At 73.9% G+C, this 24,477-nt stretch carries 17 protein-coding genes and 2 pseudogenes; 11 read left to right on the forward strand and 8 right to left on the reverse strand.

Annotation, left to right across the window (positions count from 1 at the left end; genetic code table 11):
• The coding region (locus ABZ899_RS33550; RefSeq protein ID WP_361353920.1) for a helix-turn-helix domain-containing protein at positions 1-131 on the reverse strand (131 nt) is incomplete at its 3' end.
• 355 nt (positions 132-486) lie between these two features.
• Here ABZ899_RS33550 and ABZ899_RS33555 point away from each other — a divergent pair.
• Complete coding sequence (locus tag ABZ899_RS33555; protein ID WP_361353796.1) at positions 487-837, forward strand: DUF488 family protein; 351 nt, start codon at positions 487-489, stop codon at positions 835-837.
• Between the two features lie 22 nt (positions 838-859).
• On the opposite strand, the gene ABZ899_RS33560 is transcribed toward ABZ899_RS33555, so the two are convergent.
• Both ABZ899_RS33560 and ABZ899_RS33565 read right to left on the reverse strand, forming a co-directional pair.
• Entirely contained in the window at positions 860-2,533 is a 1,674-nt protein-coding gene (locus ABZ899_RS33560) for an FAD-binding dehydrogenase (protein ID WP_361353799.1), read from the reverse strand.
• Between the two features lie 15 nt (positions 2,534-2,548).
• Positions 2,549-3,190, reverse strand: a complete 642-nt coding sequence (locus ABZ899_RS33565) for a TetR/AcrR family transcriptional regulator (protein ID WP_361353801.1) — start codon at positions 3,188-3,190, stop codon at positions 2,549-2,551.
• Positions 3,191-3,317: 127 nt separating this feature from the next.
• Between ABZ899_RS33565 and ABZ899_RS33570 the strand changes: the two genes are divergently transcribed.
• The 4 genes from ABZ899_RS33570 to ABZ899_RS33585 all read left to right on the forward strand — a co-directional run bounded on the left by ABZ899_RS33570 (position 3,318) and on the right by ABZ899_RS33585 (position 7,292).
• Entirely contained in the window at positions 3,318-3,947 is a 630-nt protein-coding gene (locus ABZ899_RS33570) for an alpha-ketoglutarate-dependent dioxygenase AlkB (protein ID WP_361353803.1), read from the forward strand.
• Between the two features lie 109 nt (positions 3,948-4,056).
• Positions 4,057-5,238, forward strand: a complete 1,182-nt coding sequence (locus tag ABZ899_RS33575) for an acyltransferase family protein (protein ID WP_361353806.1) — start codon at positions 4,057-4,059, stop codon at positions 5,236-5,238.
• A gap of 49 nt (positions 5,239-5,287) precedes the next feature.
• Positions 5,288-6,034 (forward strand): MBL fold metallo-hydrolase, encoded by a 747-nt coding sequence (locus ABZ899_RS33580; RefSeq protein WP_361353809.1) that lies wholly within the window; start codon positions 5,288-5,290, stop codon positions 6,032-6,034.
• Between the two features lie 34 nt (positions 6,035-6,068).
• Positions 6,069-7,292, forward strand: coding sequence for a DUF4032 domain-containing protein (locus ABZ899_RS33585; RefSeq protein ID WP_361353812.1), 1,224 nt, complete (start codon positions 6,069-6,071; stop codon positions 7,290-7,292).
• A gap of 1 nt (position 7,293) precedes the next feature.
• Here the strand turns inward: ABZ899_RS33585 and ABZ899_RS33590 are convergent, their stop codons facing one another.
• Positions 7,294-8,166, reverse strand: coding sequence for a universal stress protein (locus tag ABZ899_RS33590; protein ID WP_361353815.1), 873 nt, complete (start codon positions 8,164-8,166; stop codon positions 7,294-7,296).
• A gap of 201 nt (positions 8,167-8,367) precedes the next feature.
• Here ABZ899_RS33590 and ABZ899_RS33595 point away from each other — a divergent pair, with 201 nt between their 5' ends.
• From ABZ899_RS33595 to ABZ899_RS33610, 4 genes are all read left to right on the forward strand, one after another.
• Positions 8,368-10,044 (forward strand): FAD-dependent oxidoreductase, encoded by a 1,677-nt coding sequence (locus ABZ899_RS33595; RefSeq protein WP_361353817.1) that lies wholly within the window; start codon positions 8,368-8,370, stop codon positions 10,042-10,044.
• The gene (locus ABZ899_RS33600; protein WP_361353820.1) at positions 10,041-11,480 is read left to right on the forward strand and encodes an ATP-binding protein; all 1,440 of its coding nucleotides are present in this window, start codon (positions 10,041-10,043) and stop codon (positions 11,478-11,480) included. Before ABZ899_RS33595 ends, ABZ899_RS33600 begins: the two co-directional genes overlap by 4 nt.
• On the forward strand, positions 11,477-11,830 hold the full coding sequence (locus ABZ899_RS33605) for a UBP-type zinc finger domain-containing protein (RefSeq protein WP_361353823.1): 354 nt from the start codon (positions 11,477-11,479) through the stop codon (positions 11,828-11,830). Before ABZ899_RS33600 ends, ABZ899_RS33605 begins: the two co-directional genes overlap by 4 nt.
• 88 nt (positions 11,831-11,918) lie before the next feature.
• Positions 11,919-14,858, forward strand: a complete 2,940-nt coding sequence (locus tag ABZ899_RS33610) for an AAA family ATPase (protein ID WP_361353824.1) — start codon at positions 11,919-11,921, stop codon at positions 14,856-14,858.
• Positions 14,859-14,867: 9 nt separating this feature from the next.
• Here ABZ899_RS33610 and ABZ899_RS33615 read toward each other — a convergent pair whose 3' ends face one another.
• The 4 genes and pseudogenes from ABZ899_RS33615 to ABZ899_RS33630 form a co-directional block, all read right to left on the reverse strand.
• Positions 14,868-16,058 (reverse strand): SGNH/GDSL hydrolase family protein, encoded by a 1,191-nt coding sequence (locus ABZ899_RS33615; protein ID WP_361353827.1) that lies wholly within the window; start codon positions 16,056-16,058, stop codon positions 14,868-14,870.
• Positions 16,055-18,446 (reverse strand): annotated as a pseudogene (locus ABZ899_RS33620) (glycoside hydrolase N-terminal domain-containing protein). The gene ABZ899_RS33615 and the pseudogene ABZ899_RS33620 overlap by 4 nt, the downstream one beginning before the upstream one ends.
• 59 nt (positions 18,447-18,505) lie before the next feature.
• Complete coding sequence (locus ABZ899_RS33625; RefSeq protein WP_361353828.1) at positions 18,506-20,320, reverse strand: CBM35 domain-containing protein; 1,815 nt, start codon at positions 20,318-20,320, stop codon at positions 18,506-18,508.
• Positions 20,321-20,343: 23 nt separating this feature from the next.
• A complete protein-coding gene (locus ABZ899_RS33630) occupies positions 20,344-21,531 on the reverse strand; it encodes an ROK family transcriptional regulator (protein WP_361353831.1) in 1,188 nt (395 codons plus the stop codon).
• A gap of 214 nt (positions 21,532-21,745) precedes the next feature.
• Between ABZ899_RS33630 and ABZ899_RS33635 the strand changes: the two genes are divergently transcribed.
• A complete protein-coding gene (locus ABZ899_RS33635) occupies positions 21,746-22,975 on the forward strand; it encodes a serine hydrolase domain-containing protein (protein ID WP_361353834.1) in 1,230 nt (409 codons plus the stop codon).
• A 225-nt stretch (positions 22,976-23,200) separates the two neighbouring features.
• Positions 23,201-24,202, forward strand: a pseudogene (locus ABZ899_RS33640) (tetratricopeptide repeat protein); the annotation flags it as partial.
• Positions 24,203-24,477: the final 275 nt, after the last annotated feature.

Below are 24,477 nucleotides of genomic sequence, written 5' to 3' on the forward strand. Positions count from 1 at the left end.
CCGGCCTTACGGGCGTCTTCACGGGCACGCACCGCGTCGTTGAACACGACGCGGGCGCACCCGAACGCCTTCGCCAACGCCCTCTGCTGGCCGGTGTCCGGGTACAGGCGAAAGCAGTACCGGAGCTGCATGACCGTCACCCTACATACCTGGGTTATAGGTGAGACGCAGGAGATCAAAACGGGCCGGCACTGTGTTTTCGTGATGCATGTGCACTTGGGTTCTCGTGACGAAATTCCGGCACAAGGTGTTCACCGATGCCCACCTGAGGCGTATGGAGTCGTGGTCCGGGCGGGTGCGGCCGGCTGGTCACGGGGGGCCGCCACGGCGCCGGCGCCGCAGCCGGTCAGCAGCAGGGAGGCGGCCAGCAGGACGGCTCGGGGCCTGTGCGGGATCATGTGACGACCCTGACGGACAGGTGTGAGGAACTCGTCAGGTGCGGCGCCGTGTTGTGTGGCGCCGCCCGTCCGAGAGGAAGGCCCGGTCATGAGTGTGCGCGTCCGCCGCGTCTACGAGCCGCCCGAACCGGGCGACGGGGTGCGGGTCCTGGTGGACCGGCTGTGGCCGCGCGGCCTGTCCAAGGACGCGGCCCGCGTCGACGAGTGGCCCAAGGGGCTCACCCCGTCGACCGGGTTGCGGCGCTGGTACCACGCGGGCGAGGGCTCCTACGAGGAGTTCGCGGGCCGGTACGAGGCGGAGCTGGCCGCGCCGGAGGCGGCCGGGCTCCTGGCCCGGCTGCGGGAGACGGCGGGCGAGGCGGACGTGACGCTGCTGACGGCGTCGAAGACCCCCGAGACGAGTCACGCGGCGGTGCTGGCCCGCCTCCTGGGGTCGTGACGGCCCAGGAGGCGGGCCGGGCTCAGCCCACCTGCCGGGCGGCGGCGCGTCCGGCGGCACGTCCGGAGAAGAGGCAGCCGCCGAGGAAGGTGCCCTCCAGGGCGTTGTAGCCGTGCACACCGCCGCCGCCGAAGCCGGCGACCTCACCGGCCGCGTAGAGGCCGTCGATGGGAGTGCCGTCGGTGGCCAGGGCGCGGGAGTCCAGGTCGGTCTGGATGCCGCCGAGGGTCTTGCGGGTCAGGATGTGCAGCTTGACGCCGATGAGGGGGCCGGCCGCGGGGTCGAGGATGCGGTGCGGGGTGGCGACGCGGCCCAGGCGGTCGCCGATGTAGCGGCGGGCGTTGCGGATGCCCTGGATCTGGGCGTCCTTGCTGTAGGCGTTGGTGATCTGCAGATCGCGGGCCTCGATCTGGCGCCGGACGGTCTCCGCGTCGAGCAGCGGCTTGTCCGTCAGCTGGTTCATCTTCTCGACCAGCTGCTCCAGGGTCGGGGCGGTGACGAAGTCCGCGCCGTGGCGCAGGAAGGCGGCGACCGGGCCCGGTGCGCCCTTGCCGAGCACCCGCTCCTTGAGGAACCCGGCGCGGTCCTTGGCGGTGATGTCGGGGTTCTGCTCGGAGCCGGAGAGGGCGAACTCCTTCTCGACGATCTTCTGGGTGAGGACGAACCAGGAGTGGTCGTGGCCGGCGATGTCCGCGTCGGTGCGCAGGTGCCGGAGGGTTCCCAGGGTGTCGTAGCCGGGCAGGCAGGGGTCGGGCAGCCGGCGGCCGAGGGCGTCGAACCACATCGAGGACGGGCCGGGCAGGATGCGGATGCCGTGGCCGGGCCAGATCGGGTCCCAGTTCCGCAGGCCCTCGGTGTAGTGCCACATGCGGTCGCGGTTGACGAGGCGTACGCCGGCCTCGGCGCTGATGTCGAGCATCCGCCCGTCGACGTAGGCGGGGACGCCGGTGACCATCTCGGCGGGCGGGGTGCCCAGGCGCTCGGGCCAGTGGCGGCGGACGATGTCGTGGTCGGCGCCGATGCCGCCGGTGGTGACGACGACCGCCTGGGCGGTGAGCTCGAACTCGCCGACGGCGTCGCGGTTGGAGGCGACTCCGCGCGGCGCGGCGTCGTCGGCCAGGACGGTGCCCCGCACCCCGCGCGCGGCGCCGTCCCCGATGACCAGCTCGTCCACCTGATGCCGGTGGTGGAAGGTGAGCAGCCCGTCGCGTGCCGCCTGCTTCGCGTACCGCACGAACGGCTCCACGACACCGGTGCCGGTGCCCCAGGCGATGTGGAAGCGGGGCACCGAGTTGCCGTGGCCGTCGGCGCGCAGGTCGCCGCGCTCGGCCCAGCCCACGGTGGGCAGGAAGGTGATGCCGTGCCCGTCGAGCCAGGCGCGCTTCTCCCCGGCCGCCCACTCCACGTACGCGCGCGCCCAGCGCACCGCCCAGGAGTCCTCGTCGTCGACCCGGTCGAACCCGGCGCTGCCCTGCCAGTCGTTCCAGGCCAGGCCGAAGGAGTCCTTGATGCCCAGGCGCCGCTGTTCGGGCGAGTCGACGAGGAAGAGCCCGCCGAAGGACCAGAACGCCTGCCCGCCGAGGTTCGCGGCGTTCTCCTGGTCGACCAGGGCGACCCGGCGGCCCCGGCTGGTCAGTTCGTGCGCGGCGACGAGTCCGGCGAGTCCCGCTCCGACGACGATGACGTCGGCGTCCATGGCGACCGTCCCTTCCTAGGCGGTGGTGCGCTGTCCGGTGGTGTCGCTGCCGTCGGTCAGCAGCGCGGTGAGCAGCCGGCCCAGCCAGGCGCGGGCGTGCCCGGTGTCGCGGTCCAGCAGCAGCTGGGTCGTGACGCCGTCGTACGCGGCGACCACCGCGTGGGCGGCGCCGTCGGTGCCGCCGAGGACGGCGGGCAGTGCGGTGTGGCCGCGGGCGCGGGCGAGCCGGTCGGCGATCGCGGCGCGCAGCCGGGCGCGGTGGTCGAGCAGGGTGGCGGCGACGGCGGGGTTCCGGGCGGCGTGCACCAGGAAGTCCGTCTTGACCAGCAGCCAGTCGCGGTCCAGGAGCAGCACCTCGGTGACCCGGTCCACGGCGGCCGGGACGTCCAGGCCGGGGCCGTCGACGGCGAGCGCCCCGGCGACCTGGTCGGCGATCAGGTCGGCCCGCTGCCGGTACAGGGCGAAGAACAGCTCGTCCAGGCTGGAGAAGTTGGAGTAGAAGGCACCCCGGCTGTAGCCGGCGGCCTCGCAGACCTCCTCGATGGAGACGCGCCCGAACCCTTTGGCGGCGAACACGGCGAACGCGGCGTCGAGCAGGTTGGCCCGGGTGCGGACGCGGCGCCTGGTGACACGCCTCGCCGTCTCCCCCACCGCCATGTCGGACCTCCGTTCGATACGGGAATGTATCCGATGCACGAGCGTATCCAACAGGGGTGCGGAGCGGCCGATGAGAATCAGCTCTCATATAGGAACAGATTTTCGATTCAAGGGTTACGCTGGATCCATGGCCACGCACCTCCAGGGCTCCCTGTTCGACCAGACCGACGAGCTGCGGCTCGGCACGCTCAGCGGGATCCGCCGCACACGCCTCACGCACGGCGCCTGGATCGACGTCCTGCCCGGCTGGCTGAGCGGGGCCGACGCCCTGTTCGAGCGGCTGGCCGCCGAGGTCCCCTGGCGCGCCGAGCGGCGCACCATGTACGACCAGGTCGTCGACGTGCCGCGGCTGCTGTCCTTCTACGGCGCCGGCGACGCCCTCCCCCACCCCGTGCTCGACGAGGCGCGCGAGGCGCTCTCCGCGCACTACGCCGGGGAGCTGGGCGAACCGTTCACCACGGCCGGGCTGTGCTACTACCGCGACGGACGCGACAGCGTCGCCTGGCACGGCGACCGGATCGGGCGCGGCGCGCGACGGGACACCATGGTCGCCATCCTGTCCGTGGGCGCGCCCCGCGACCTGCTGCTGCGGCCCGTGCACGGCGGCGGCGAGACGGTCCGGCGGCCGCTCGGGCACGGCGACCTCATCGTGATGGGCGGCTCCTGCCAGCGGACCTGGGAGCACGCCGTCCCCAAGACGGCCCGCGCCACGGGACCGCGCATCAGCGTGCAGTTCCGGCCGAACGGCGTGCGCTGAGCCGGTGGAGGCGGCCGGCCGCGGCGTACGCGGGGGCTGCCTCCGGCGGACGGTGCCGGAGGCAGCCCTTCCTCTGGGCGCGGGCGGACCGGGCCGCCACACTGGCCGGGTGAGCGACCCGCCGCCCGCCCCGGACACCCCCTCCCGGCGCACCGAGCTCGACACGCTCCGGGTGTGCGTCGTGCTCGGCCTGGTCTTCTTCCACTCCGCGCTGGTGTTCTCCCCGGACGACGACTTCTACGTCAAGAACGCGCGGACCACCGACGTCGTGACCGTGCTCGCCGGGTTCGGGGTCGTCTGGGCCATGCCCATGCTGTTCCTCGTCGCCGGGCTCGGCTCCCGGCACTCGATCCGCCGGCGCGGCCCCGCCCGGTTCACCCGCGAGCGGCTGCTGCGCCTCGGTGTCCCCCTGCTGTTCGGCACGCTCGTGCTGTGCCCTCTCCCCCAGTGGCTGCGGCTGCGGGCCGCCGACGCCGGCTACGACGAGCCCTACTGGCGGTTCTGGCCGCGGTTCCTCGGCGTCCACCCGGACGCGGCCGACTTCCCCTTCGTGCTCGACGGGGAGCACTTCGAGACCGGGCACCTGTGGTTCGTCGTCCTGCTGCTCACGTTCAGCCTCCTCCTCGCCCCGGTGGCGGTACGCCTGGCGGCCTGGGCGGAACGCGCGGCCCGCGCGGTGGAGCGGCGCCCGGCGCTGCTCCTGCTGCCCGCGCTGCCGCTCGCCGCGATCAACGCCTTCCTCGGCATGGAGGAGGGCTTCGCGGGCTGGAACCGCTGGGCGTACCTGGTGTTCTTCCTCGCCGGGTACACGCTCGCGGACGACCCGCGGGCCCGCGCCGGGCTGCGCCGGCTCGCGGTGCCGGCCGGGGTGTGCGGGCTCGTCCTGTTCGCGGGAACCGCGCCCGGATTCCTCGGCCTGGACGACCCGTTCACCGAGTGGAACGCCTTCGCGTGGGTCACGCGGGGTCTGTTCGGGCTGGCGGGCTGGTGCTGGGTGGTGGCCCTCCTCGGGCTGCTGGACCGCCCCCGCGCAGCCCGTCCGCCGTCGCGCGCCCTGATGTACCTGGGCGTCGCCGCCCTGCCGGTCTATGTGCTGCACCAGCCCGTCGTGGTCGCCCTCGCCTACGGCGCGGTGGGCCTGCCGGGGCCGATCGCCGTCAAGTACGCGCTGATCGTGGCCGGTTCGCTGGTGGTGATCCTCGCCCTGTACGAGGGCCTGGTGCGCCGGACTCGGCCGACGCGGTTCCTCTTCGGGATGCGCGCCGCCCCACGGGCCGGGACGTCACCCTGATCTGCTTTGCTGTGCGCGTCGGTCACGGACCTCACCACGCGGGACGATCATGCGGACGGATGTGCGGCACATCGCGGACGGCACCTATCTGGTGCACGGCAGCAACACCAACTGGATCATCCTCACCGAGGGCGACGCGGTCACCCTCGTCGACACCGGGTACCCCGGGGACCGGGCGGCGCTCCTCGCCTCCCTCGCCGAGGTGGGCAGCGCGCCGGAGGCGGTCGAGGCCGTCCTGATCACCCACGCGCACAACGACCACCTGGGCAGCGCCGAGCACCTGCGCGCCGCCTACGGCACGCCGGTGTACCTGCACGAGGCCGAGGTCCCGCACGCGCGCCGGGAGTTCCTGCACCAGGTGAGCGTGGGAACGGTGCTGCGCAACGGCTGGCGGCCCGGGGTCCTGCCCTGGGCGGTGCACGCCCTGCGCTCCGGTGGCACCGAGCACGTCCCGGTCGCCTCGCCGCAGGCGTTCACGCGGTCCGGCCCGCTGGACCTGCCCGGCCGGCCCGTCCCCGTGCACACGCCCGGCCACACCGACGGCCACTGCGCCTACCACCTGCCCGGCGCGGGTGTGGTGATCTCGGGTGACGCGCTGGTCACCGGGCACCCGACCTCGCGGATCGAGGGGCCGCAACTGCTGCCGGACATGTTCCACCGCGAACGGGCCCGGACGCTGGCCTCGCTGGCCGCGTTCGAGGACCTCGACGGGGACGTGCTGCTTCCCGGGCACGGCCCGGCGCGCACCGGCTCCGTGCGGGACGCGGCCCTTCAGGCGCGGGAGAGGGCGCAATAGGCTGAGGGGACGATCACCTAGGCGAGGACGGCCCATGGCACTCCAGATCAGCGCGACGAATCCGGAGCACCCGGCCCTCCTGCTGGAGCTGCCGTGGCAGGTGCCGCTGGAGGAGTGGCCCGAGGACCTCCTGGTCCCGCTGCCGCGCGGCATCTCCCGGCACATCGTGCGCTACGCGCGCGCCGGCGACGAGGTGATCGCCGTCAAGGAGCTCGCCGAGCGCCCCGCCCTGCGCGAGTACGAACTGCTGCGCGACCTGGACCGGTTGGGCATCCCGGCGGTCGATCCGCTGGCCGTGGTCACCGGCCGCACGGACGCCGCGGGCGAGCCGCTGGAGCCGGTCCTGGTCACCCGGCACCTGCGCGGCTCCCAGCCGTACCGGTCGATGTTCGAGACGACGATGCGCCCGGCCACCATGCACCGCCTGATGGACGCGCTGGCCGTGTTGCTGGTCCGGCTCCATCTGGCCGGGTTCGCCTGGGGCGACTGCTCGCTGTCCAACACGCTGTTCCGGCGGGACGCGGGCGCCTACGCGGCGTATCTGGTGGACGCGGAGACCGGCGACCTGCATCCGCGGCTCAGCGACGGGCAGCGGGACTACGACCTGGACCTGGCCCGCGTCAACATCAGCGGCGAACTGCTGGACCTGGAGGCGTCCGGGGCGCTGCACCCGTCGGTGGACCCCGTCGAGTTCGGTGCCGAGATCTGCGCCCGCTACGGGTCCCTGTGGGAGGAGCTGACCCGCACCTCGGTGTACCCGGCGGGCAAGTACCACTACATCGAGCGCCGGATACGCCGGCTGAACGACCTCGGGTTCGACGTGGCCGAGATGCAGATCGGGCAGACCGGCGACGGCGCCTCGGTCACCTTCGTGCCCAAGGTCGTCGACGCCGGCCACCACCAGCGGCAGCTGCTGCGCCTGACGGGCCTGGACGCCGAGGAGAACCAGGCCCGCCGGCTGCTGAACGACCTGGAGTCCTGGATGGCCACCCAGGAGGACCACGCCGACGGCGCCCGGCCCGAGGTCCTCGCCCACCGCTGGGTGCGCGACGTCTTCCGGCCCACCGTGCGGGCCGTGCCGCCGGAGCTGCGCGGCGCCATGGACCCGGCCGAGATCTACCACGAGCTGCTGGAGCACCGCTGGTACCTGTCCGAGCGGGCCGAACGCGACATCGACCTGGACACGGTGGTCCAGGACTACATCGCCACGATCCTGCCCAGGGCCCGCGAGACGCTCCAGCCGACCACGGCGGACTGACTCACACGTGCGGCACCACGGCGACCGGGCACGGCGCGTGGTGCAGGACCCCGGACGCCACCGAGCCGATCCGGGCGCCCACGGCCGTACGCCGGGCGCGCCGGCCCACGACGACGAGCTGGGCCCGGGACGCCACCGACAGCAGCACCTGCCCGGCGCTGCCCATCTCCACGTGCTCGACGACGTGCACGTCCGGGAAGCGCTCCCGCCACGGCAGCAGCGCCTCGGCCAGCGCCTTCTTCTCGTACGGCTCCAGGCCCCCGGCCTCGTCGAGGAGCTTCAGGGAGGCAGGGCTGTAGGCGAACAGCGGCGGCAGGGTCCAGGCCCGTACGGCACGGACGGCCGCGCCGCGCGCCGCCGCCGTCTCGAAGGCGAACCGCAGGGCTTCGGCGCTGTCGTCGGCGTCGCCCTGCTGGCCCACGACGATGTCGTGCCCGGCGACCTCCGCCGACGGCCGGTCGCCGGCCCGCACCAGGACGACGGGCCGCTCCGCCTCGGCGACGACCTGCTGCCCGACCGAGCCCAGCAGGAAGCCGACGACCGCGGCGCGCCCGCGCGAGCCCAGCACCAGCATCTCGGACTCCGCCGTGGCGGCGAGCAGCGTCTCGACGGAACCCGCGTCCACGACCTCGGTGGTGACCTCCAGCGCCGGATGCCGTCCGGCGACCGACCGCACGGCCTCCGCCAGCCCGTCCCGCACCCACCCGGCCTGCGTGTCCGCGTCCACGGCGGCCATCGCCTCGTGCTCCTGGAACCGCCACGCGTGCACCACGCGCAGGGCGAGCCCCCGGCGGACGGCCTCCCGGGCGGCCCAGGCCAGCCCCGCGAGACTCTCCTCCGATCCGTCCACCCCTGCCGTGATCGGGCGCGTCATTGCAGCTGCCTCCTTGTGTCGCGGTGACGTCCGTGGGCCCAGTCTTCACCACCCCTGCGCCGCCGCGGCCCGGCGGGGCCTCCTCCGCGTACCGGAGCGAAGCGTGCGGATCGAACATACGATGGCCGGGAGTCGACTCGGCGGCAGTGCCTCGCGGCCGCTCGCCGCCTCGTCGAGAACGACGCCCGGGGTGGGAGACGTATGACTCAGGCTGCCGAAGCGGCGCGGACCGTCATCCTGACCGTGGACGACGACCCCGGGGTGTCCCGGGCCGTGGCCCGCGATCTGCGGCGGCGCTACGGCGAGTCGCACCGGATCGTGCGCGCGGAGTCGGGCGAGTCCGCGCTGGAGGCGCTGCGCGAGCTGAAGCTGCGCGGCGACCTCGTGGCCGTGATCCTGGCCGACTACCGCATGCCGCAGATGAACGGCATCGAGTTCCTCGAACAGGCCCTGGACGTGTATCCGGGGGCGCGGCGGGTGCTGCTGACGGCGTACGCGGACACCAGCGCGGCGATCGACGCGATCAACGTCGTGGACCTCGACCACTATCTGCTCAAGCCGTGGGACCCGCCGGAGGAGAAGCTCTACCCGGTCCTCGACGACCTGCTGGAGGCGTGGCGGCGCAGCGACTACCGGCCGGTGCCCAGCACCAAGGTGGTCGGGCACCGCTGGTCGGCGCGGTCCTCGGAGGTACGGGAGTTCCTGGCCCGCAACCAGGTGCCGTACCGCTGGTACTCGGCGGACGGCCCGGAGGGACGGCGGCTGCTGGCGGCGGCGGAGGAGGACGGGCAGCGGCTGCCGCTGGTGGTGACCCCGGACGGCACCCCGCTGGTGGCCCCGGAGGCACCCGAGCTGGCCGCGAAGGTCGGGCTCGCGACCACGCCGACCGCCGACTTCTACGACCTGGTCGTCATCGGCGGCGGACCGGCCGGGCTCGGCGCTGCCGTGTACGGGGCGTCGGAGGGGCTGCGGACGGTGCTGGTCGAGCGGTCCGCGACCGGCGGGCAGGCCGGGCAGAGCTCCCGTATCGAGAACTACCTGGGCTTCCCGGACGGGGTGTCGGGAGCGCAGCTCACCGACCGGGCCCGCAGACAGGCGGCGCGGTTCGGCGCGGAGATCCTCACCGCGCGCGAGGTGACGGGCCTCGAGGTGTGCGGCGCGGCGCGGGTGGTGCGCTTCTCGGACGGGTCGGCGGTGTCCGCGCACAGCGTGATCCTGGCGACCGGGGTCTCCTACCGGCAGCTGATGGCGCCGGGCTGCGACGACCTGACGGGGTGCGGGGTGTACTACGGGTCGGCGCTGACGGAGGCACCTGCCTGCCAGGGCCAGGACGTCTACATCGTGGGCGGCGCCAACTCGGCCGGGCAGGCGGCGATGTACCTGGCGCGGGGCGCGAAGTCGGTGACGCTGCTGGTGCGCGGGGAGTCGCTGTCGGCGTCCATGTCGTACTACCTGATCCAGCAGATCGAGGAGGCGCCGAACATCTCGGTGCGGACCCGGACCGTCGTGGACGCCGCGCACGGCTCCGACCATCTGGAGCAGTTGACGCTGCGGGACCTCGACACCGGGCGGACCGACCGTACGGACGCGCAGTGGATGTTCGTGTTCATCGGCGCGGCCCCGCTGACGGACTGGCTGGACGGGACGGTGCTGCGCGACGGGCGCGGTTTCATCCTGGCGGGGCCGGACCTGACGTCCGACGGGCGTCCGCCGGCGGGCTGGGAGCTGGACCGGCCGCCGTACCACCTGGAGACCAACGTGCCCGGGGTGTTCGTGGCGGGCGACGCCCGCTCGGAGTCCGCGAAGCGGGTCGCGTCCGCCGTCGGAGAGGGAGCCATGGCCGTGATGCTCGTCCACCGGTACCTGGAGCAGTCATGAGCGGCACACGCGTGCCGTGCGAGCCCGCGGAGATCGGCTCGCTGTTCCTGTTCGAGAAGCTGACGCCGGAGCAGCTGGGGCGGCTGTGCGAAGAGGGCCGGGTGGAGCGGTACGAGCCGGGGCCCGTGTACACCGAGGGCGACCCGGCCACCTGCTTCTACGTGATGGTCGAGGGCACGGTGGTGCTGTCCCGCCGGGTCGGCGGGGACGACGTGGAGGTGACCCGCACCTCGCAGCGCGGGGTGTACGCCGGGGCCATGCAGGCGTACCTCGGCGACCGGGTGCGGCAGGTCTACAACAACTCGCTGCGCGTCACCGAGCCGACACGGTTCTTCGTGCTGCCCGCCGACACGTTCGCGGCCATCATGCAGGAGTGGTTCCCGATGGCGGTGCACCTGCTGGAGGGGCTGTTCTTCGGTTCGAAGAGCGCCCAGCAGGCCATCGGGCAGCGTGAACGCCTGCTCGCGCTGGGCTCGTTGTCGGCGGGGCTCACGCACGAGCTCAACAACCCGGCCGCGGCGGCCGTCCGGGCGACGGAGGCGCTGCGGGAGCGGGTGGGCAAGATGCGGCGCAAGCTCGGCATCATCGCGCAGGGCACCTACTCCCCCGAGGTGATGGCGAACCTGATCGACATGCAGGAGCGCATCGCGGAGCGGGTCGCCAAGGCCCCCGCGCTCAGCCCGCTGGAGGCCGCCGACCAGGAGGACACGCTCACCGACTGGCTGGACGACCACGACATCCCCGACGGCTGGCGGATCGCCCCCACCTTCGTCCAGGCCGGGGTCGACGCGGACTGGCTGGACCAGGTCGCGCCGGCGGTGGACGAGGACATCCTGCCGAACGCGATCGGCTGGCTGAACTACACCGCCGAGACCGAGCTGCTGATGGACGAGATCAAGGACTCCACCGCCCGGATCTCGCACCTCGTCGACGCCGCCAAGCAGTACTCCCAGCTGGACCGGGCGCCCTTCCAGAACGCCGACGTGCACGAACTCCTCGACAGCACGCTGCTGATGCTGTCCGGGAAGATCGGCTCGCGGATCGAGGTCGTCAAGGAGTACGACCGGACGCTGCCGAAGGTCCCGGCCTACCCGGCGGAGCTCAACCAGGTGTGGACGAACCTCGTCGACAACGCGGTCTCCGCGATCGGCAGCACGGGCGGCGAGGGGACCCTGACCGTGCGGACGGCACGGGAGAACGACCGGCTGCTCGTGGAGTTCCGGGACACGGGGGTCGGCATCCCGGCGGAGATCCGCGAGCGGATCTTCGACCCGTTCTTCACGACGAAACCCGTGGGCGAGGGCACCGGGCTCGGCCTGGACATCTCCTGGCGGATCGTGGTCGACAAGCACCACGGCAGCATCAAGGTGGAGTCCGAGCCGGGCGACACGCGCTTCCAGGTGCTGCTGCCGCTCACCGACGAGGAGGTCTCATGACCGGCGTGGACGGTATCGATCCGAGCGTGCCGCCGAGCGGCAGCGGGTGCGGCGAGTGCGACGAGGCGGGCGGCTGGTGGTTCCATCTGCGGCGGTGTGCGCAGTGCGGGCACATCGGGTGCTGCGACAGCTCGCCCGCGCAGCACGCCACCGCGCACTACCGGGAGACCGGGCACCCGCTGGTGCGGAGCTTCGAGCCGGGCGAGAGCTGGTACTGGAACTACGCGACGGACGAACTGTTCGAGAGGGGGCCGGCTCTGGCGCCCCCGTCGAGCCACCCGGCCACGCAGCCCGCGCCGGGCCCCGAAGGACGGGTGCCGGCGGACTGGGCGCAGCTGCTGCACGGCTGAGCCCCCACGCCCGCCTCGCGCCGGGGGCGGGCGCGGGCGGTGCGGAAAGGCGGATGGCTCCCACCGGGGCGAGTGGCAGGATGTGTGCGTGTCGCAGCCCTCTTTCAGTGCGCCGTTGATCGGCCGGAATCCCGAACTCGCCCGGCTCTCCGCAGTCCTGGAGCGCTCCCGCGCCGGGGACGCCCGCGCGGTCCTGGTCGCCGGCGACGCCGGGGTCGGCAAGAGCCGGGTGCTGGGCGAGGCCGCGGGGCTGGCCGCCACGGCCGGGATGACGGTGCTCACCGGGCACTGCGTCGACCTCGGCGATGTCGGGCTGCCGTATCTGCCGTTCACGGAGGTGGTGGGGACGCTCGCCGCCGACGAGCGGTTCGCGGACGTCCTCGCCGCCCACCCCGTGGTGGGCCGGCTGCTGGGAGGCGGCTCGGACGCCGTGCAGGACCGGCTGCGGCTGTTCGAGGGGTTCGCGGGGCTGCTCACCGACCTCGCGGACCGGGCACCGGTGCTGCTCGTTCTGGAGGACCTGCACTGGGCGGACCAGTCGTCGAGGGATCTGCTGCGGTTCCTGCTGAGCCGGGGCACGCTCCAGCGGGCCGCGGGCGGCGCGCCCGGGCACCGGCTGGCCGTGCTGGCGTCGTACCGGGCGGACGACCTGCACCGCCGTCATCCGCTGCGGCCGCTGCTGGCCGAACTGGTGCGGCTACCGGTCGTGGAGCGGCTCGAACTGCGGCCGCTGGCCGACGCCGAGGTGACCGAGCTGGTGCGTCATGTGCAGGACCGGCCGCTGCCGGACGCCACCGTGCGGCGGATCGTGGAGCGGGCCGAGGGCAACGCCTTCTACGCGGAGGAGCTGGTCGCCGCCACCGACACCGGGGGCGACGGGGTGCCGAGCGGGCTGGCCGACGTCCTGCTGATCCGGTTCGAGCAGCTGTCCGACACCGCCCAGCAGGTACTGCGCACGGCGGCCGTCGCGGGGCGCCGCGTCGAGCACGACCTGCTGCGGGGCGCCGTGGGCCTGCCGGAGGACGCGCTGGAGGCGGCGCTGCGCGAGGCCGTCGGCCGGCAACTGCTGCTGCCCGGCGACGGCGACACCTACGCGTTCCGGCACGCGCTCGCCCGGGAGGCGGTGTACGCGGATCTGCTCCCCGGCGAACGGGCCCGGCTGCACGGCGCGTTCGCCCGGCTCCTCGCGGAGCGCGGCCGTTCCCGGGAGACGGCCGCCGAGCGCGCCCACCACTCCCGGGAGAGCCACGACCTCACCGAGGCGCTGGCCGCTTCGCTGGAGGCCGCCGAGCACGCTCACCAGGTGGGGGCGCCCGCCGAGGAGCTGCGGCATCTGGAGACCGCCCTGGATCTGTGGTCTTCGGTGGAGCCGTCGGCACGCCCCTCGGGCGAGGGCGTCGACCGGGTGACGCTGACGCTGCGCGCGTCGGCGGCCGCCGCGCACGCCGGGGCGGCGCACCGGGCCGTCGCGCTGACCCGTTCCGCGCTCGCCGGTGTCCGGGACTCCGACCACGAGCTCGCCGCCCGGGTCCGGTACACGCTCGCCGGCAACCTGCTCGGCGTCGACAGCCTCACGGCGGCGTTCTCCTACAGCAGCGAGGCGCTGGCCCTGATCCCGGCCGACCCGCCGTCGCGGACCTGGGTGTGGGCGGCGGCCACCCACGTCCTGGCGGCCCGGCAGGTCGGGGAGAACGAGACGGCGCTGCGGGTGGCCCACGAGGCCCTGACCGTGGCCGAGCGGCTCCAGGTGCCGGACGCCCGCGCTGACCTGCTGATCTCGCTGGCCGTGCTGGAGAGCGGCGGGCGCGGTACGCCCGAGGGGCGCGCCCGGCTGCGGGAGGCCCGCGAGGTGGCGCGCGGTGCGGGGAACGCGCCGGTGGAGCTGCGGGCGCTGTTCAACCTGGCCATCGGCTGCTTCGAGTCCGGTGAGCTGGAGGAGAGCGTGTCCTGGCTGCGGGAGGGCCTGGAGCGGGCCCGGCGCGCCGGGCTGTCCTCGTCGCCGTATCCGCTGGAGATGCGGTATCTGCATCTGCTGGTGCTGTACACGCTGGGCCGCTGGGACGAGTGCGTGGCCTGCGCGGCCGAGGACGCGGCGGTGCTGCCGGCGGCCGGCGCGTTCGCGGCGGGCCCGGCGCTGTACGTCGGTCTCGCGCGCGGCGACGCGGACATCGTGGAGCGGACACGTCCGCTCGTGGAGGGGCCGTTCGACTGGATGGGCCGGCTGGTGGCGAGCATCGTGCTCACCGACGAGGCGGCGCTGCGCGGCGACCCGCGGGCGGCGGTGGAGCGGATGCGCTCGGGGGTGGCCGCGCTGACCGACGACGCGGGGACCCTGCCCGACGCCACGGTCCGGCTGGCCGCGCTCGCCCTCGCGGCCGTCGCCGACCGGGCCGTCGCGTTGCGCGCGGCCGGTGACGCGGAGAAGCTGCGCCGCTGGACGGACACCGCGGCCGAACTCGTGGAGCTGGCGCGGGTGACGGCCGGGCGCGGCGCCGACGGCACCTCGCAGGGCCCGGAGGGCAGGGCGTGGCTGGCCCGCGCGGAGGCGGAGTGGAGGCGGGCGGTGTCCGGGCCCGACGCCGGGGCGTGGGCCGAGGCCGTCGCGGCGTTCGCGTCCGGCGACGGGTACGAGCGGGCGCGGTGCCGGCTGAGGTACGCCGAGGCGCTGCTGGTGGCGGACGACCGGGAGGGCGCCGCCGCCGAGGCCTCGGCGGCCCGCCGGACGGCGGCGCGGCTCGGGGCGGTCCCGCTGCTGGAGCGGGTGGACGCCCTGATCCGCCGGGGCCGCCTCGCCGAGCAGCGCTCGCCTGGCTCGTCCCCGCTGACGGCCCGGGAGCAGGACGTGCTGCGGCTCCTCGCCGCCGGCCGCAGCAACCGGCAGATCGGCGAGGAGCTGTACATCACCGGCAAGACGGCCAGCGTCCACGTCTCCAACATCCTCGCCAAGCTGGGCGCGGCGAGCCGTACGGAGGCGGTGGCGATCGCCTACCGGGAGGGGCTGATCGGCCGCGAGGAGGCCGTGGGCTGACGGCTCCCGTCAGGGCGTGCGGCCGCAGTCGAGCGCCGTCAGGTCGACGGCGTCGGCCATGGCCTGCATGCCCTTGTCGTTGGGGTGGAGGTGGTCGCCGCCGTCGAGGGCGGGCAGCATCCGCTCGGGGTCGTAGGGGCTGCGCAGGACGCGGTCGAAGTCGGTGACCGCGTAGAACGCCCCGCCGTCGCGCACGAAGGCGTTGACCTCCTGGCGGACGGCCTCGGCGGCCGGGTCCCATTCGCCCCAGCCCTTGAAGGGGGTGACGGTCGCGCCGACGACGCACTTCCCGGCCGCGTGTGCCCGGTCGACGATCGTCCGGTAGCCCTCGATCATGTCGGCGGCCGTGACGCCCGAGTGGGCCTTGATGTCGTTGACGCCCTCGAAGAGGAACACGGTCCGCACACCCGGCAGCGACAGGACGTCCCGGTCCAGGCGGTTGAGCGCGCTCTGCCCCGCGCCGTCGGCGAGGACCTTGTTGCCGGAGATGCCCTCGTTGGCGACGCCCCGGACCGCCGAGTCCGTGCGGAGCAGCCGGCGGGCCAGGTAGTCGGGCCAGCGGCGGTTCAGGTCCGGACCGGACTGCCAGCCGTCCGTGATGGAGTCGCCGAGCGCCGCGACCGCGCCGGTGCCGGACCGGGGGCGTACGGAGACGGCGTCGAGGTACAGCCAGGAGCCGGTCGGCGTCGTCCAGGCGGCGCCGCTCTCCTCGGCGGTGTGGTCGCCGTCGGCGGCGTAGGAGGTCTGCATCGCCATCCCGTGGCCGGTGGCGGGTCCGGCGGCGTCCGGGCTGTGGAGGCTGACGACCAGGTCGGTGGCGGCGGGCAGCGAGCCGGGCAGCGGGTCGCTCCACACGGTGGTGCCCGCGGACACGGTGACGGTGGGCGCGCCGCCGAAGGTGAGCCGCCGGTTGCTGCCCCGGCGCAGTTCGGCGCCCTGCTTCCGGACGCCCGCCCAGACGCTGTCGAAGGTGATCGGCCGGTCCCCGAAGGCGTTGGACAGCCGGATGCGGACCCCGGTGCCGCCGACGCCGGTGTGCACGACGAGCCGGTGGCCGCGGCCCGCCACCCCGGTGCCGAGGGCGTCCGCGCTCGCCGCCCAGGTGACGACGTCGTGCGGGGCGGTGCTCGCCCGGGCGGGCGGGGATGTGCAGGCGAGCACCGCGAGCAGCGCGGCGGCCGCCGGAACCGCGGCCCTCATCGGCCGAGTCCCTTCAGGGTGACGGAGGCGCCGGGCCGCAGGGTGATCCGGCGGGTCGCGGAGCCGTGGGCGACGGTGGTGGTGCGCCCGCCGACGCTGCGGACGGTGACGTGGGTCGGTCTCCCGTCGCGCCAGCGCAGGTCGACCTCGAAGCCGCCGCGCGCGGGGACGCCCTCGATGTGGCCGGCGGCCGCCCAGGCGTCCGGGAGCGCGGGCAGCAGTTCGATGTGCCCGGGGCGGGAGTACAGCAGCATCTCCACCATGGCGGCGGGGGTGCCGAAGTTGGCGTCGATCTGGAAGATGCCCCGGCCGCGTTCCGCCTCGTAGATGTCGAACAGGTTGGACGCCGTGCCGTTGCGGCCGCCGGTCGAGGGGCGCAGGTTGTTCGCGATCAGCCGGTAGGCGTTCTCGGCGTTCTTCAGACGGGCCCAGCACGCGCTGCGCCAGGCGTTGGCCCAGCCGAAGTTCTCCATGCCCCGTGCGGTGAGTAGGGCGGTGGCGCCGGCGACGATGTCGGCCGGGGTGGAGCCGTCGGGGCGGATGCGGTCGCCGGGGAACAGGTTGATCAGCGGGGGGAGATGGCGGTGCTCGGTCTCACCGAGGTCGTCGGGGGACATCCACTCCTGGAGCCGGCCGGTGGTGGGGCTGACCTCCGGCAGGTACAGCCTGCGGCGCAGGGCGGCGACGGTGTCCGCGTACCGGGTGTCCCGGCCGAGTGCGGCGGCGGCCGTGCAGTAGTCGCCGAACAGCGTCCACACCACTTCCTGGGCGTAGGTGATGCCCCGCGCGTCCTGCGGGCCGTGCTCAGGGGACCAGTCGTGGTCGTCGACGAGCACCTCCTTCGAGGTGCCCGGGAGGGTCACGGGGAGCAGCCGCGCCTCCCAGAACTCGCAGGCCCCCTTGAGCAGCGGGTAGATCTTCTCCAGGTACGCGCGGGAGCCGGTGTACTCGTAGTGCTCCCACAGGGTGGCGCACAGCCAGGCGTTGCCGGCCGGGTGCCACCACCAGCCGCTGCCGCCGTAGGGGTTGGTGGAGAAGGCGACGGCCCAGCCGGCGGTCTTCCCGCTGGTGTTGCGGAAGCGGTTGCGCGGGTCGTCGAACCCCCGCCGGGTGACGTCGGTCCACGCCGGAAGCTGGGCGAGGCAGTAGTCGGCGAGGGCGTCGAAGCAGGCCGACAGGCCCGTGCGGTCGGCCATCCAGTAGTTCATCTGGATGTTGATGTCGGTGTGATAGTCGCCCATCCAGTCCGGGTCGTTGCCGTCCAGCCACAGGCCCTGCAGCCCGAGGGGCAGGCTGTCGCGTGAGCCGCTGATCATGAGGTAGCGGCCGAACTGGAGGTAGGCGGCCTCCAGTTCGGGGTCGGGTTCCCCGTCGCGGGCGCGGGCGTGCAGCCGCTCCCAGGTGTCGAGGGCGCGCTGGCCCGCGGGCGGTGGAGGTGCCGAGGGAGAGGCGCAGGCGGCCGTACAGGGCGCGGTAGTCGGCGACGTGGGTGCGCCGCAGGGCGTCGGCCGGTACGGCCGCGGCGGCGCGGGCCTTGGTGCGGGCGAGGCGTTCGGGGTCGAGGGAGGCGTCGCGGAAGCCGGCGGCGGCGTCGGGCGCGTAGTCGGTGCCCGCGCAGACGACGACGGTGAGGTCCTCGCAGCCGGTGAAGTGAACGCGGGTGCCGCGCACGGTGACCTCGCCGCCGGTGCCGCGGGCCTGGACGGCGGCGCCGTAGCGCAGTCCGTTGGGCAGGGCGGCCCCGAAGGACTCGGCGGTGCCCGGTGTCTCGCCGTGGGTGCCGGTGAGGGTGATGCTGCCGGTGTAGCGGCCGCCGCCGCTCTGCGTGAAGTGCAGGACGATCACGTCGTCGGGGTGGCTGGCGTACATCTCGCGCCGGTAGGTGACGCCGGAGCGGATGTAGGAGCTGCCGACCACGCCCTGCGCGAGGTCGAGGGTGCGGCGGTAGCCGTGGACGGCGCCGAGGTCGTGGTCGGGGATGTCGACGGTGAGCCGGGCGAGCAGGGTGAAGGAGCCGAAGTCGGCGCGGCCGTACGGGAACTGGCCGTCCTGGTCGAGGGTGTCGTTGAGGCCGCCGGTCCACAGGGTGGCGTCGGTGATCAGCAGCAGTTCGCGGCCGGGGTCGTTGCTCGCGAGGGCGCCGATCCGGCCGTTGCCGACGGGCAGTCCCTGTTCGATCAGGGAGCCCTCGTCGCCGGGCGCCTGCCACCACAGTCGTTCACGGGCCGCGTCCGGGGGCAGCGTAACCTCGGCGGGCCGGTCGGGCCGGTCCGCGGGGGCGGCGGAGGCGGTGAAGGCGGGCAGGGCGCCGAGGGCGGCGGTGAGGCCCGCGGCGGTGGCCAGGGAGAGGACGCCGCGTCTGCCGGGGTCGTGCGGGCTGGGGTTCACGGGGGCTCCGGAGTACGTCCGGGCCGGGGGCCCGGCGCACGGCCGGGCCCCCGGCGGGGTCAGAGGGAGGTCGGTACGTCGATCCGGTCGATGTCCGGCGCGTAGCCGGAACCGCTGTCGAACGTGATGGTGTTGGTGCCGGCTTTCAGCCTCACCGGCACGTGCACGCTGTTGACGGTCCCCCAGTCGCCGGTGGAGGCGAACCGGTGGGAGGTGCCGCCGCCCCCGTTCGCAAAGACGAGGACGGACCGGGGGTCGCCGCTGACGTAGGCGACCTTGATCTGGTAGGTGCCGGCCTCGGGGACGACGACGTCCCCGACGGTGACCTTGCCGCCGGTGTAGAGGTTGCCGACCTTGTGGCCGCCGGAGCAGGCGGAGCAGCCGGCCACGACGGCGTTCCCGGCGAGAGCGCCCTCCTCGGCCTCGTGGGCGGTCCAGGCGAGCCGGGTGCCGCGCGGGGTGACGGTGAACAGTCGGGAGCCGTGCGCCGGCAGGGCCTCGGTGATCTTGCCGTTGTGGGTGCCGAGGTTCTCCTTGTTCCACACGTCGCGCACCGAGGCGCGGCCCGTGAAGCCGAGGGTGGGCCAGTGCGCGGTGACGGCGGCGGGCGCGTCGGCGAGGTTGAACAGGGCGACGGTGTAGGTGCCGTCGGGGTTCTTCGCGGCCCACACCTGCTGCGCGTCGGACGCGGTGACGGGCTCGGCGGGCGGGGCGTCGCTCTGGTTGATGGCGATGACCTCGCGGTCGGTGAGCAGCTTCAGTCCGTAGGAGTCGAGCCGGGTCAGGTCGTCGCCGGTGAACAGGGGGGACTTGACGACGGCCCACAGGGTGGCGTAGCTCTGGCGCTCGGCCCTGGTGAGGCCGTCCATCTCGCCGTTGCCGACGTTGAGGGAGTCGAGGTCGTTCCAGCCGCCGGGTCCGGCGTGGTCGGTCCAGGCGGGGGCGTCGTCCCAGCGGTCGTCGACCGAGTTCTCCCAGGACACCAGGGTGTTGCAGTAGCACTCGACGTCGGTGTCGATGCGCCAGCCGTCGGAGTACTTCTTCCAGTCGGCGACGTGTCCGTAGTCGAGGGACCAGGACAGCTCCAGGTGGATGGGGCGGCCGGTGGCCTCGATGGCCTTGTGCCAGGCGGCGACGTCGGGGACGTTGTCGTAGTTGTCGCCGCTCTTGAAGGAGCCGGGGCCCACGCCGTCGAGCTTCAGGAAGTCGTAGCCCCAGTCGGCGAACATCCGCGCCTGGGAGTCGATGTACTTCTGCGCGCACGGGTCCGAGAAGTCGATCTTGTAGGCGCTGTCCCAGCCGTTGGTGGTGCGCAGGTCGTCGTGGACGATGTCGCCGGTGGTGCAGCCCCCGGCGTTCCAGATCGGGTTCTTCCCGTCGTTGTACGCGCCCTTCTCCAGGCCGACCGGCAGGTAGATGCCGGCCTTGAGGCCCTTGGCGTGGATGTGGTCGGCGACGGCCTTCATCCCGCTCGGGAAGCGCACCGGGTCGGCCTGCTGGCGGCCGTACTCGTCGAAGTGCGCGGTCCAGGACCAGTCCATCCACCAGCCGGCGTCGATGTTGAGGTACTCGTAGCCGTACTTCTTCAGCCTGGCGGCCATGGCGTCGGTCTGCTCGAGGACGTTCGCCTCGGAGAGGTAGCTGTAGTCGCCCTTCGGGTTGAGGCCCGGGTACTTCGACGACTGCATGGTCCAACTGGTCCAGCCCATGTAGGGCTTGGCGGCGACGGGGGGTGCGGCCGGGGCGGCCGGGGGCGCGGTGGCGGTGTCGGCGCGGGCGGCGGGCACGGCGGCGGTGACACCGGCGGTGAGCGCCAGCACCACCAGGGCTCTCAGGGCGCGTGCGGGCAGGGCGGAGTACGAGGATGACCGCATGGGTCGTACCTCCAGGTGTCGGGTCAGCGGCTCGGGGGCTGGTCGTCGGCTCGGATGAAGGACTGGATGGCGGTGGCCGCGGCCCCGCGTGCCCATTCCTCGAAGGGCAGCGGGCGGGTCCTGACGTCGCAGCGGGCGGCGGAGCCGAACGCGGCCGCGGCGAAGGCGTCGCGGATCTGTTCGGCGAACAGGTCGTAGGCGGCGAGGCCCTCGCCGGAGATGATCACGCGTTCGGGACCGAGCAGGTTGGCGACGGTGGCGATGCCGCGGCCGATGGCCTCCCCGGCCCGGGCGTAGGCGTCGCGTGCCGCGGGGTCCCCGGCGTGGGCCAGGGCGACGGCCTCGGCGACACCGGCGACCTCGGTGCCCGTGGTCTCACGGATGCGGCGGACGATGGCCGCGTCACCGGCGATGGCCTCCACGCAGCCGCGGTTGCCGCAGTGGCAGGGCGGCCCGGCCGGGTCGACGGTCACATGGCCGATCTCCCCGGCGACGCCGTGGGCCCCGGAGACGACCCGGCCGTGCACGACGAGGCCGCAGCCGATGCCGGCTCCGACCGTGACCACGGCGAAGTCGGACAGCCCGACGCCGGCGCCGAACCACTGCTCGGCGACGGTGAGGGCCCGGACATCGTTGTCCACGGTGACCGGCAGCCCGGTGGCCGTGGCGACGAGGCCGGCGAGGGGCACGTCCCGCCACCCCAGGAACGGCGAGTAGCGCACGACGCCCGCGCCGCGGTCCACGTCACCGGACACGGCGACACCGAGGCCGAGGACGGGGGTGCCCGACGCGTCGGCCTCCGTGCGCAGGTCGGCCACCAGATCGGCGATCCGGTCCAGGACCTCCCCGGGTTCCCGGCCGGGGAGCGGGGCGTGCCGGGCCGCGCGGATGCGGCAGCACAGGTCGGTGAGGACGGCGATGATCTCGTCGCCGGTCACCTTGACGCCGATGAACAGGGCCCGGGCGCCATCCACCCGCACCGGGTTCGCGGGCCGGCCGAGCGCGGGCCGGGCGGTCTCCTCCGTGTCCTCGACCAGGTAGCCGGCCTCGATGAGCGGCCGCACCGCCTTGGTGACGGCGGCCGGGGACAGTGCGGCCCGCCGGGCCACCTCCAGACGGGTGAGGGGCCCGTGGCAGAGAACCGTGGTGAAGATCTGCGAGGCGGCCGACGTGTGCGCCGGGAACGTCTCGGCGCCGCGGATCGAGGACATGCGGGGGAACCTAGAGGCCTTATTTTCCGCCGTCAATAAAAGTCACAGGATCGGTCCGGGCAGGCCGCCCCGGCCGGGGACTCCCTCCCGGTGACGGAACATCTGTCCAACTGTGCGTCGTGCGCGGCGATCTGACGGCATACGGGAAAGTTGTGCCGCACGCACAGGATGATCGACGTCCGCCGCCCCGGGGCGGCGACGGGAGGAGCACCGGATGGTCTCAGCAACGGTGGCGAGGGCGACGGCGGCAGCGGCCCTCGCGACGCTCATGGCCGTACCCGCCCACGCGGCGGTGCCCGGCGCGCGGGCGGACACCCTGCCCGCGCCGGACAGCGCGGGCGTGTGGAACGTGCTGCGCGCGGCGCAGCGGCAGGGGGCGCCCGGCGCGATCGCCCGGCTCGACGACGGCGGCACGGTCCGCTGGGCGGCCGTCGGTGTCGCCGACCGCGGCACCGGTCGGGCCATCGGCAACGCAGACCGGTTCCGCATCGGCAGTGTCACCAAGACCTTCTCGGCGGTCGTCCTGCTCCAGCTCGCCGACGAGGGGAAGCTCTCGCTCGACGCGCCGGTCGACCGCTATCTGCCGGGACTGCTGCCCGACGACCGCATCACGGTGCGTCATGTGCTCAGCCACCGCAGCGGCCTGTACGACTACACCAACGACATGTTCGCCGAGACGGTGCCCGGTTTCGAGGCGGTCCGCACCAAGGTCTTCACCTACCGCCAGCTGGTGAAGCGCTCGCTGGCCAAGCCGCGCACGACCGCGCCGGGCGGCGCGTACTCCTACTCCAACACCAACTTCGTGGTCGCGGGGCTGCTCATCGAGAAGCTGACGGGACACTCCGTGCGGACCGAGTACCGGGACCGGATCATCCGGCCGCTGGGACTGAAGGACACCTTCTACGTGCACCCCGGCACGAAGATCCCCGGCCGGCACACGCGCGGCTACCTCACCCCGGACACCGCGGGGGCCGCGCTGGTCGACGCCACCGAGCAGACGGTGTCCTGGGCGCAGAGCGCGGGCGCGGTCATCTCCACGACCAAGGACCTGCACATCTTCCTGTCGGCGCTGCTGGGCGGCCGGCTGACGTCCCGGGCCGGGCTGGCCGAGATGCGGCGCTGGGTGCCGGCGGGCACCGGCCAGGCGTACGGGCTCGGGCTGCGGCGCCGCGATCTGCCGTGCGGGGTGTCGGTGTACGGGCACACGGGCGCCGTCCAGGGCTACTACACCGTCGCGTTCGCGTCGAAGGACGGCAGGCGCAGCCTCACCGCGCTCGCCAACACCTCCAACAACGGCACGGTTCTCACCACCCTGCTGGGCGCGCTGGAGTCGGCGTTCTGCGGCAAGAAGGCCAAGGCGCGGCCGCGCACCCCGCGCGTGGAGCGGTACGAGGACGTCGCGCCCTCGGTGCCCGTGAACCGCCCGGCGGGGCGGGCCCGGTGAGGGGGACGCGCGGCGGAACCGAGCACGCGCCGGGGTGATGTGCGCCTCACGAGCAACCCCGGCCGACCCGTCCGCGTCTTGATCGACGACAAGTGAAGCCCTGGCCTCCCCTTCCGGCCAGGGCTGGTTCCTCACGCTCTATACACCTCATGTATACATGTCACGTATACGCTCCGCGTATACACAGAGCGTATATATGGCGTGCATGTCGATCGAAAGGCATCGATGTACGGCAAGGCATTCGCCCCGGAGTACCAGGGCGCTCTGACCACCCTGTCCGTGAACGCGTCCCTCACGGACGTCCTGGCCGCCGGCACCGAGCAGTTGAGAGCCGCCGAACGGGCCGGCGAGCACGGCGAGGCGGCCCGCTCGAGCCTCGCGGTCGCCGAGGCGCACCGGCGGCTCGGGCAGGTCACGGACGCCGAGCGGGCATGGAAGGCCAGCTACCGCTCCGCCCGCGCGGCCGGTGACGGGGCGGCCATGGCCTGGGCCCTGTGGAGCGGCGGCACCCTGGCCCGCCAGCGCGGCGCGTTCCCGCTGGCGCGCCGGCTGCTCCAGCTCGCGGCGGACCTCGGCGAGCGCGCCGGCGACGTCGTCGTCCGCGGCTACTCGCTGGCCGGGCTGGCCGAGACCGGGCGCATCCAGGGCGACTACGACGCCGTCCACCGGCTGCACGAGCAACTGCTGGCCGAGGCCAGGCGGCGTGGGGAGGCCCGGCACACGGTGTGGGCGCTGGAGGGCATCGCGCAGATCCACCGCAACACCGGGTCCTACGACACGGCGTACGCCCTGTTCGAGGAGGCCGCCCAGATCGCTGCGCGGGCCGAGGACCGCCGCGGGCACGCGTGGGCGCTGCGTGGCCTCGCCGACGTCGTGTCCGTGCGCGACGGCGACACCGAACGGGCCCTGGCGCTGCTGTCCGAGGCCGAGGCGACCTGCCGGGAGATGCGGCTGACCAGCGCGCTGGCCTACAACCACAAGATGCGCGGCAACGTCCTCTACCGCGCCGGACGGCACGCGGAGGCCCGGGACCGGTACGAGGAGGCACTCGCGGAGTTCCGCGCGATGAGCGAGCCGAGAGGCGAGGCGCTGTCGCGGCTGGGGCGTGCCAAGGCGCTGGCCCGGCTGGGACGCGATCGCGCCGAGACGGCGGCCGAACTCGCCGAGCTGGCCGACGTCATGGAGCGGATAGGGCTGCGGCACGCCCGCGCGGCGGTGGCCGAGGCCCAGCGGGAGTTCTGCTCCGGCGAGGCCGCCGCGGCGGGCGCGGGGACGGCGGGCGCGGAGACCACGGGCGCGGAGACCGCGGGCTCGGAAACGGCGGGCTCGGAAACGGCGAGCGCGGAGACCGCGGGCTCGGAAACGGCGGGCGCGGAGACCGCGGGCTCGGAAACGGCGGGCGCGGAAACGGCGGGCCCGGAGACCGCGGGCTCGGAAACGGCGGACGCGGAGACCGCGGACGCGGAGACCGCGGGCGCAGAAACGGCGGACGCGGAGACCGC

It is taken from the genome of Streptomyces sp. NPDC046859 (assembly GCF_040645135.1).
Classification (GTDB): domain Bacteria; phylum Actinomycetota; class Actinomycetes; order Streptomycetales; family Streptomycetaceae; genus Streptomyces.

Bases quoted from the DNA above. Each gene is read 5' to 3' on its own strand.
- ABZ899_RS33615 (WP_361353827.1), bottom strand. From the start codon at position 16,058: ATGAGGGCCGCGGTTCCGGCGGCCGCCGCGCTGCTCGCGGTGCTCGCC.
- ABZ899_RS33565 (WP_361353801.1), bottom strand. From the start codon at position 3,190: ATGGCGGTGGGGGAGACGGCGAGGCGTGTCACCAGGCGCCGCGTCCGC.
- ABZ899_RS33570 (WP_361353803.1), top strand. From the start codon at position 3,318: ATGGCCACGCACCTCCAGGGCTCCCTGTTCGACCAGACCGACGAGCTG.
- ABZ899_RS33585 (WP_361353812.1), top strand. From the start codon at position 6,069: ATGGCACTCCAGATCAGCGCGACGAATCCGGAGCACCCGGCCCTCCTG.
- ABZ899_RS33595 (WP_361353817.1), top strand. From the start codon at position 8,368: ATGACTCAGGCTGCCGAAGCGGCGCGGACCGTCATCCTGACCGTGGAC.
- ABZ899_RS33605 (WP_361353823.1), top strand. From the start codon at position 11,477: ATGACCGGCGTGGACGGTATCGATCCGAGCGTGCCGCCGAGCGGCAGC.
- ABZ899_RS33600 (WP_361353820.1), top strand. From the start codon at position 10,041: ATGAGCGGCACACGCGTGCCGTGCGAGCCCGCGGAGATCGGCTCGCTG.
- ABZ899_RS33560 (WP_361353799.1), bottom strand. From the start codon at position 2,533: ATGGACGCCGACGTCATCGTCGTCGGAGCGGGACTCGCCGGACTCGTC.
- ABZ899_RS33630 (WP_361353831.1), bottom strand. From the start codon at position 21,531: ATGTCCTCGATCCGCGGCGCCGAGACGTTCCCGGCGCACACGTCGGCC.
- ABZ899_RS33580 (WP_361353809.1), top strand. From the start codon at position 5,288: ATGCGGACGGATGTGCGGCACATCGCGGACGGCACCTATCTGGTGCAC.
- ABZ899_RS33590 (WP_361353815.1), bottom strand. From the start codon at position 8,166: ATGACGCGCCCGATCACGGCAGGGGTGGACGGATCGGAGGAGAGTCTC.
- ABZ899_RS33635 (WP_361353834.1), top strand. From the start codon at position 21,746: ATGGTCTCAGCAACGGTGGCGAGGGCGACGGCGGCAGCGGCCCTCGCG.
- ABZ899_RS33625 (WP_361353828.1), bottom strand. From the start codon at position 20,320: ATGCGGTCATCCTCGTACTCCGCCCTGCCCGCACGCGCCCTGAGAGCC.
- ABZ899_RS33555 (WP_361353796.1), top strand. From the start codon at position 487: ATGAGTGTGCGCGTCCGCCGCGTCTACGAGCCGCCCGAACCGGGCGAC.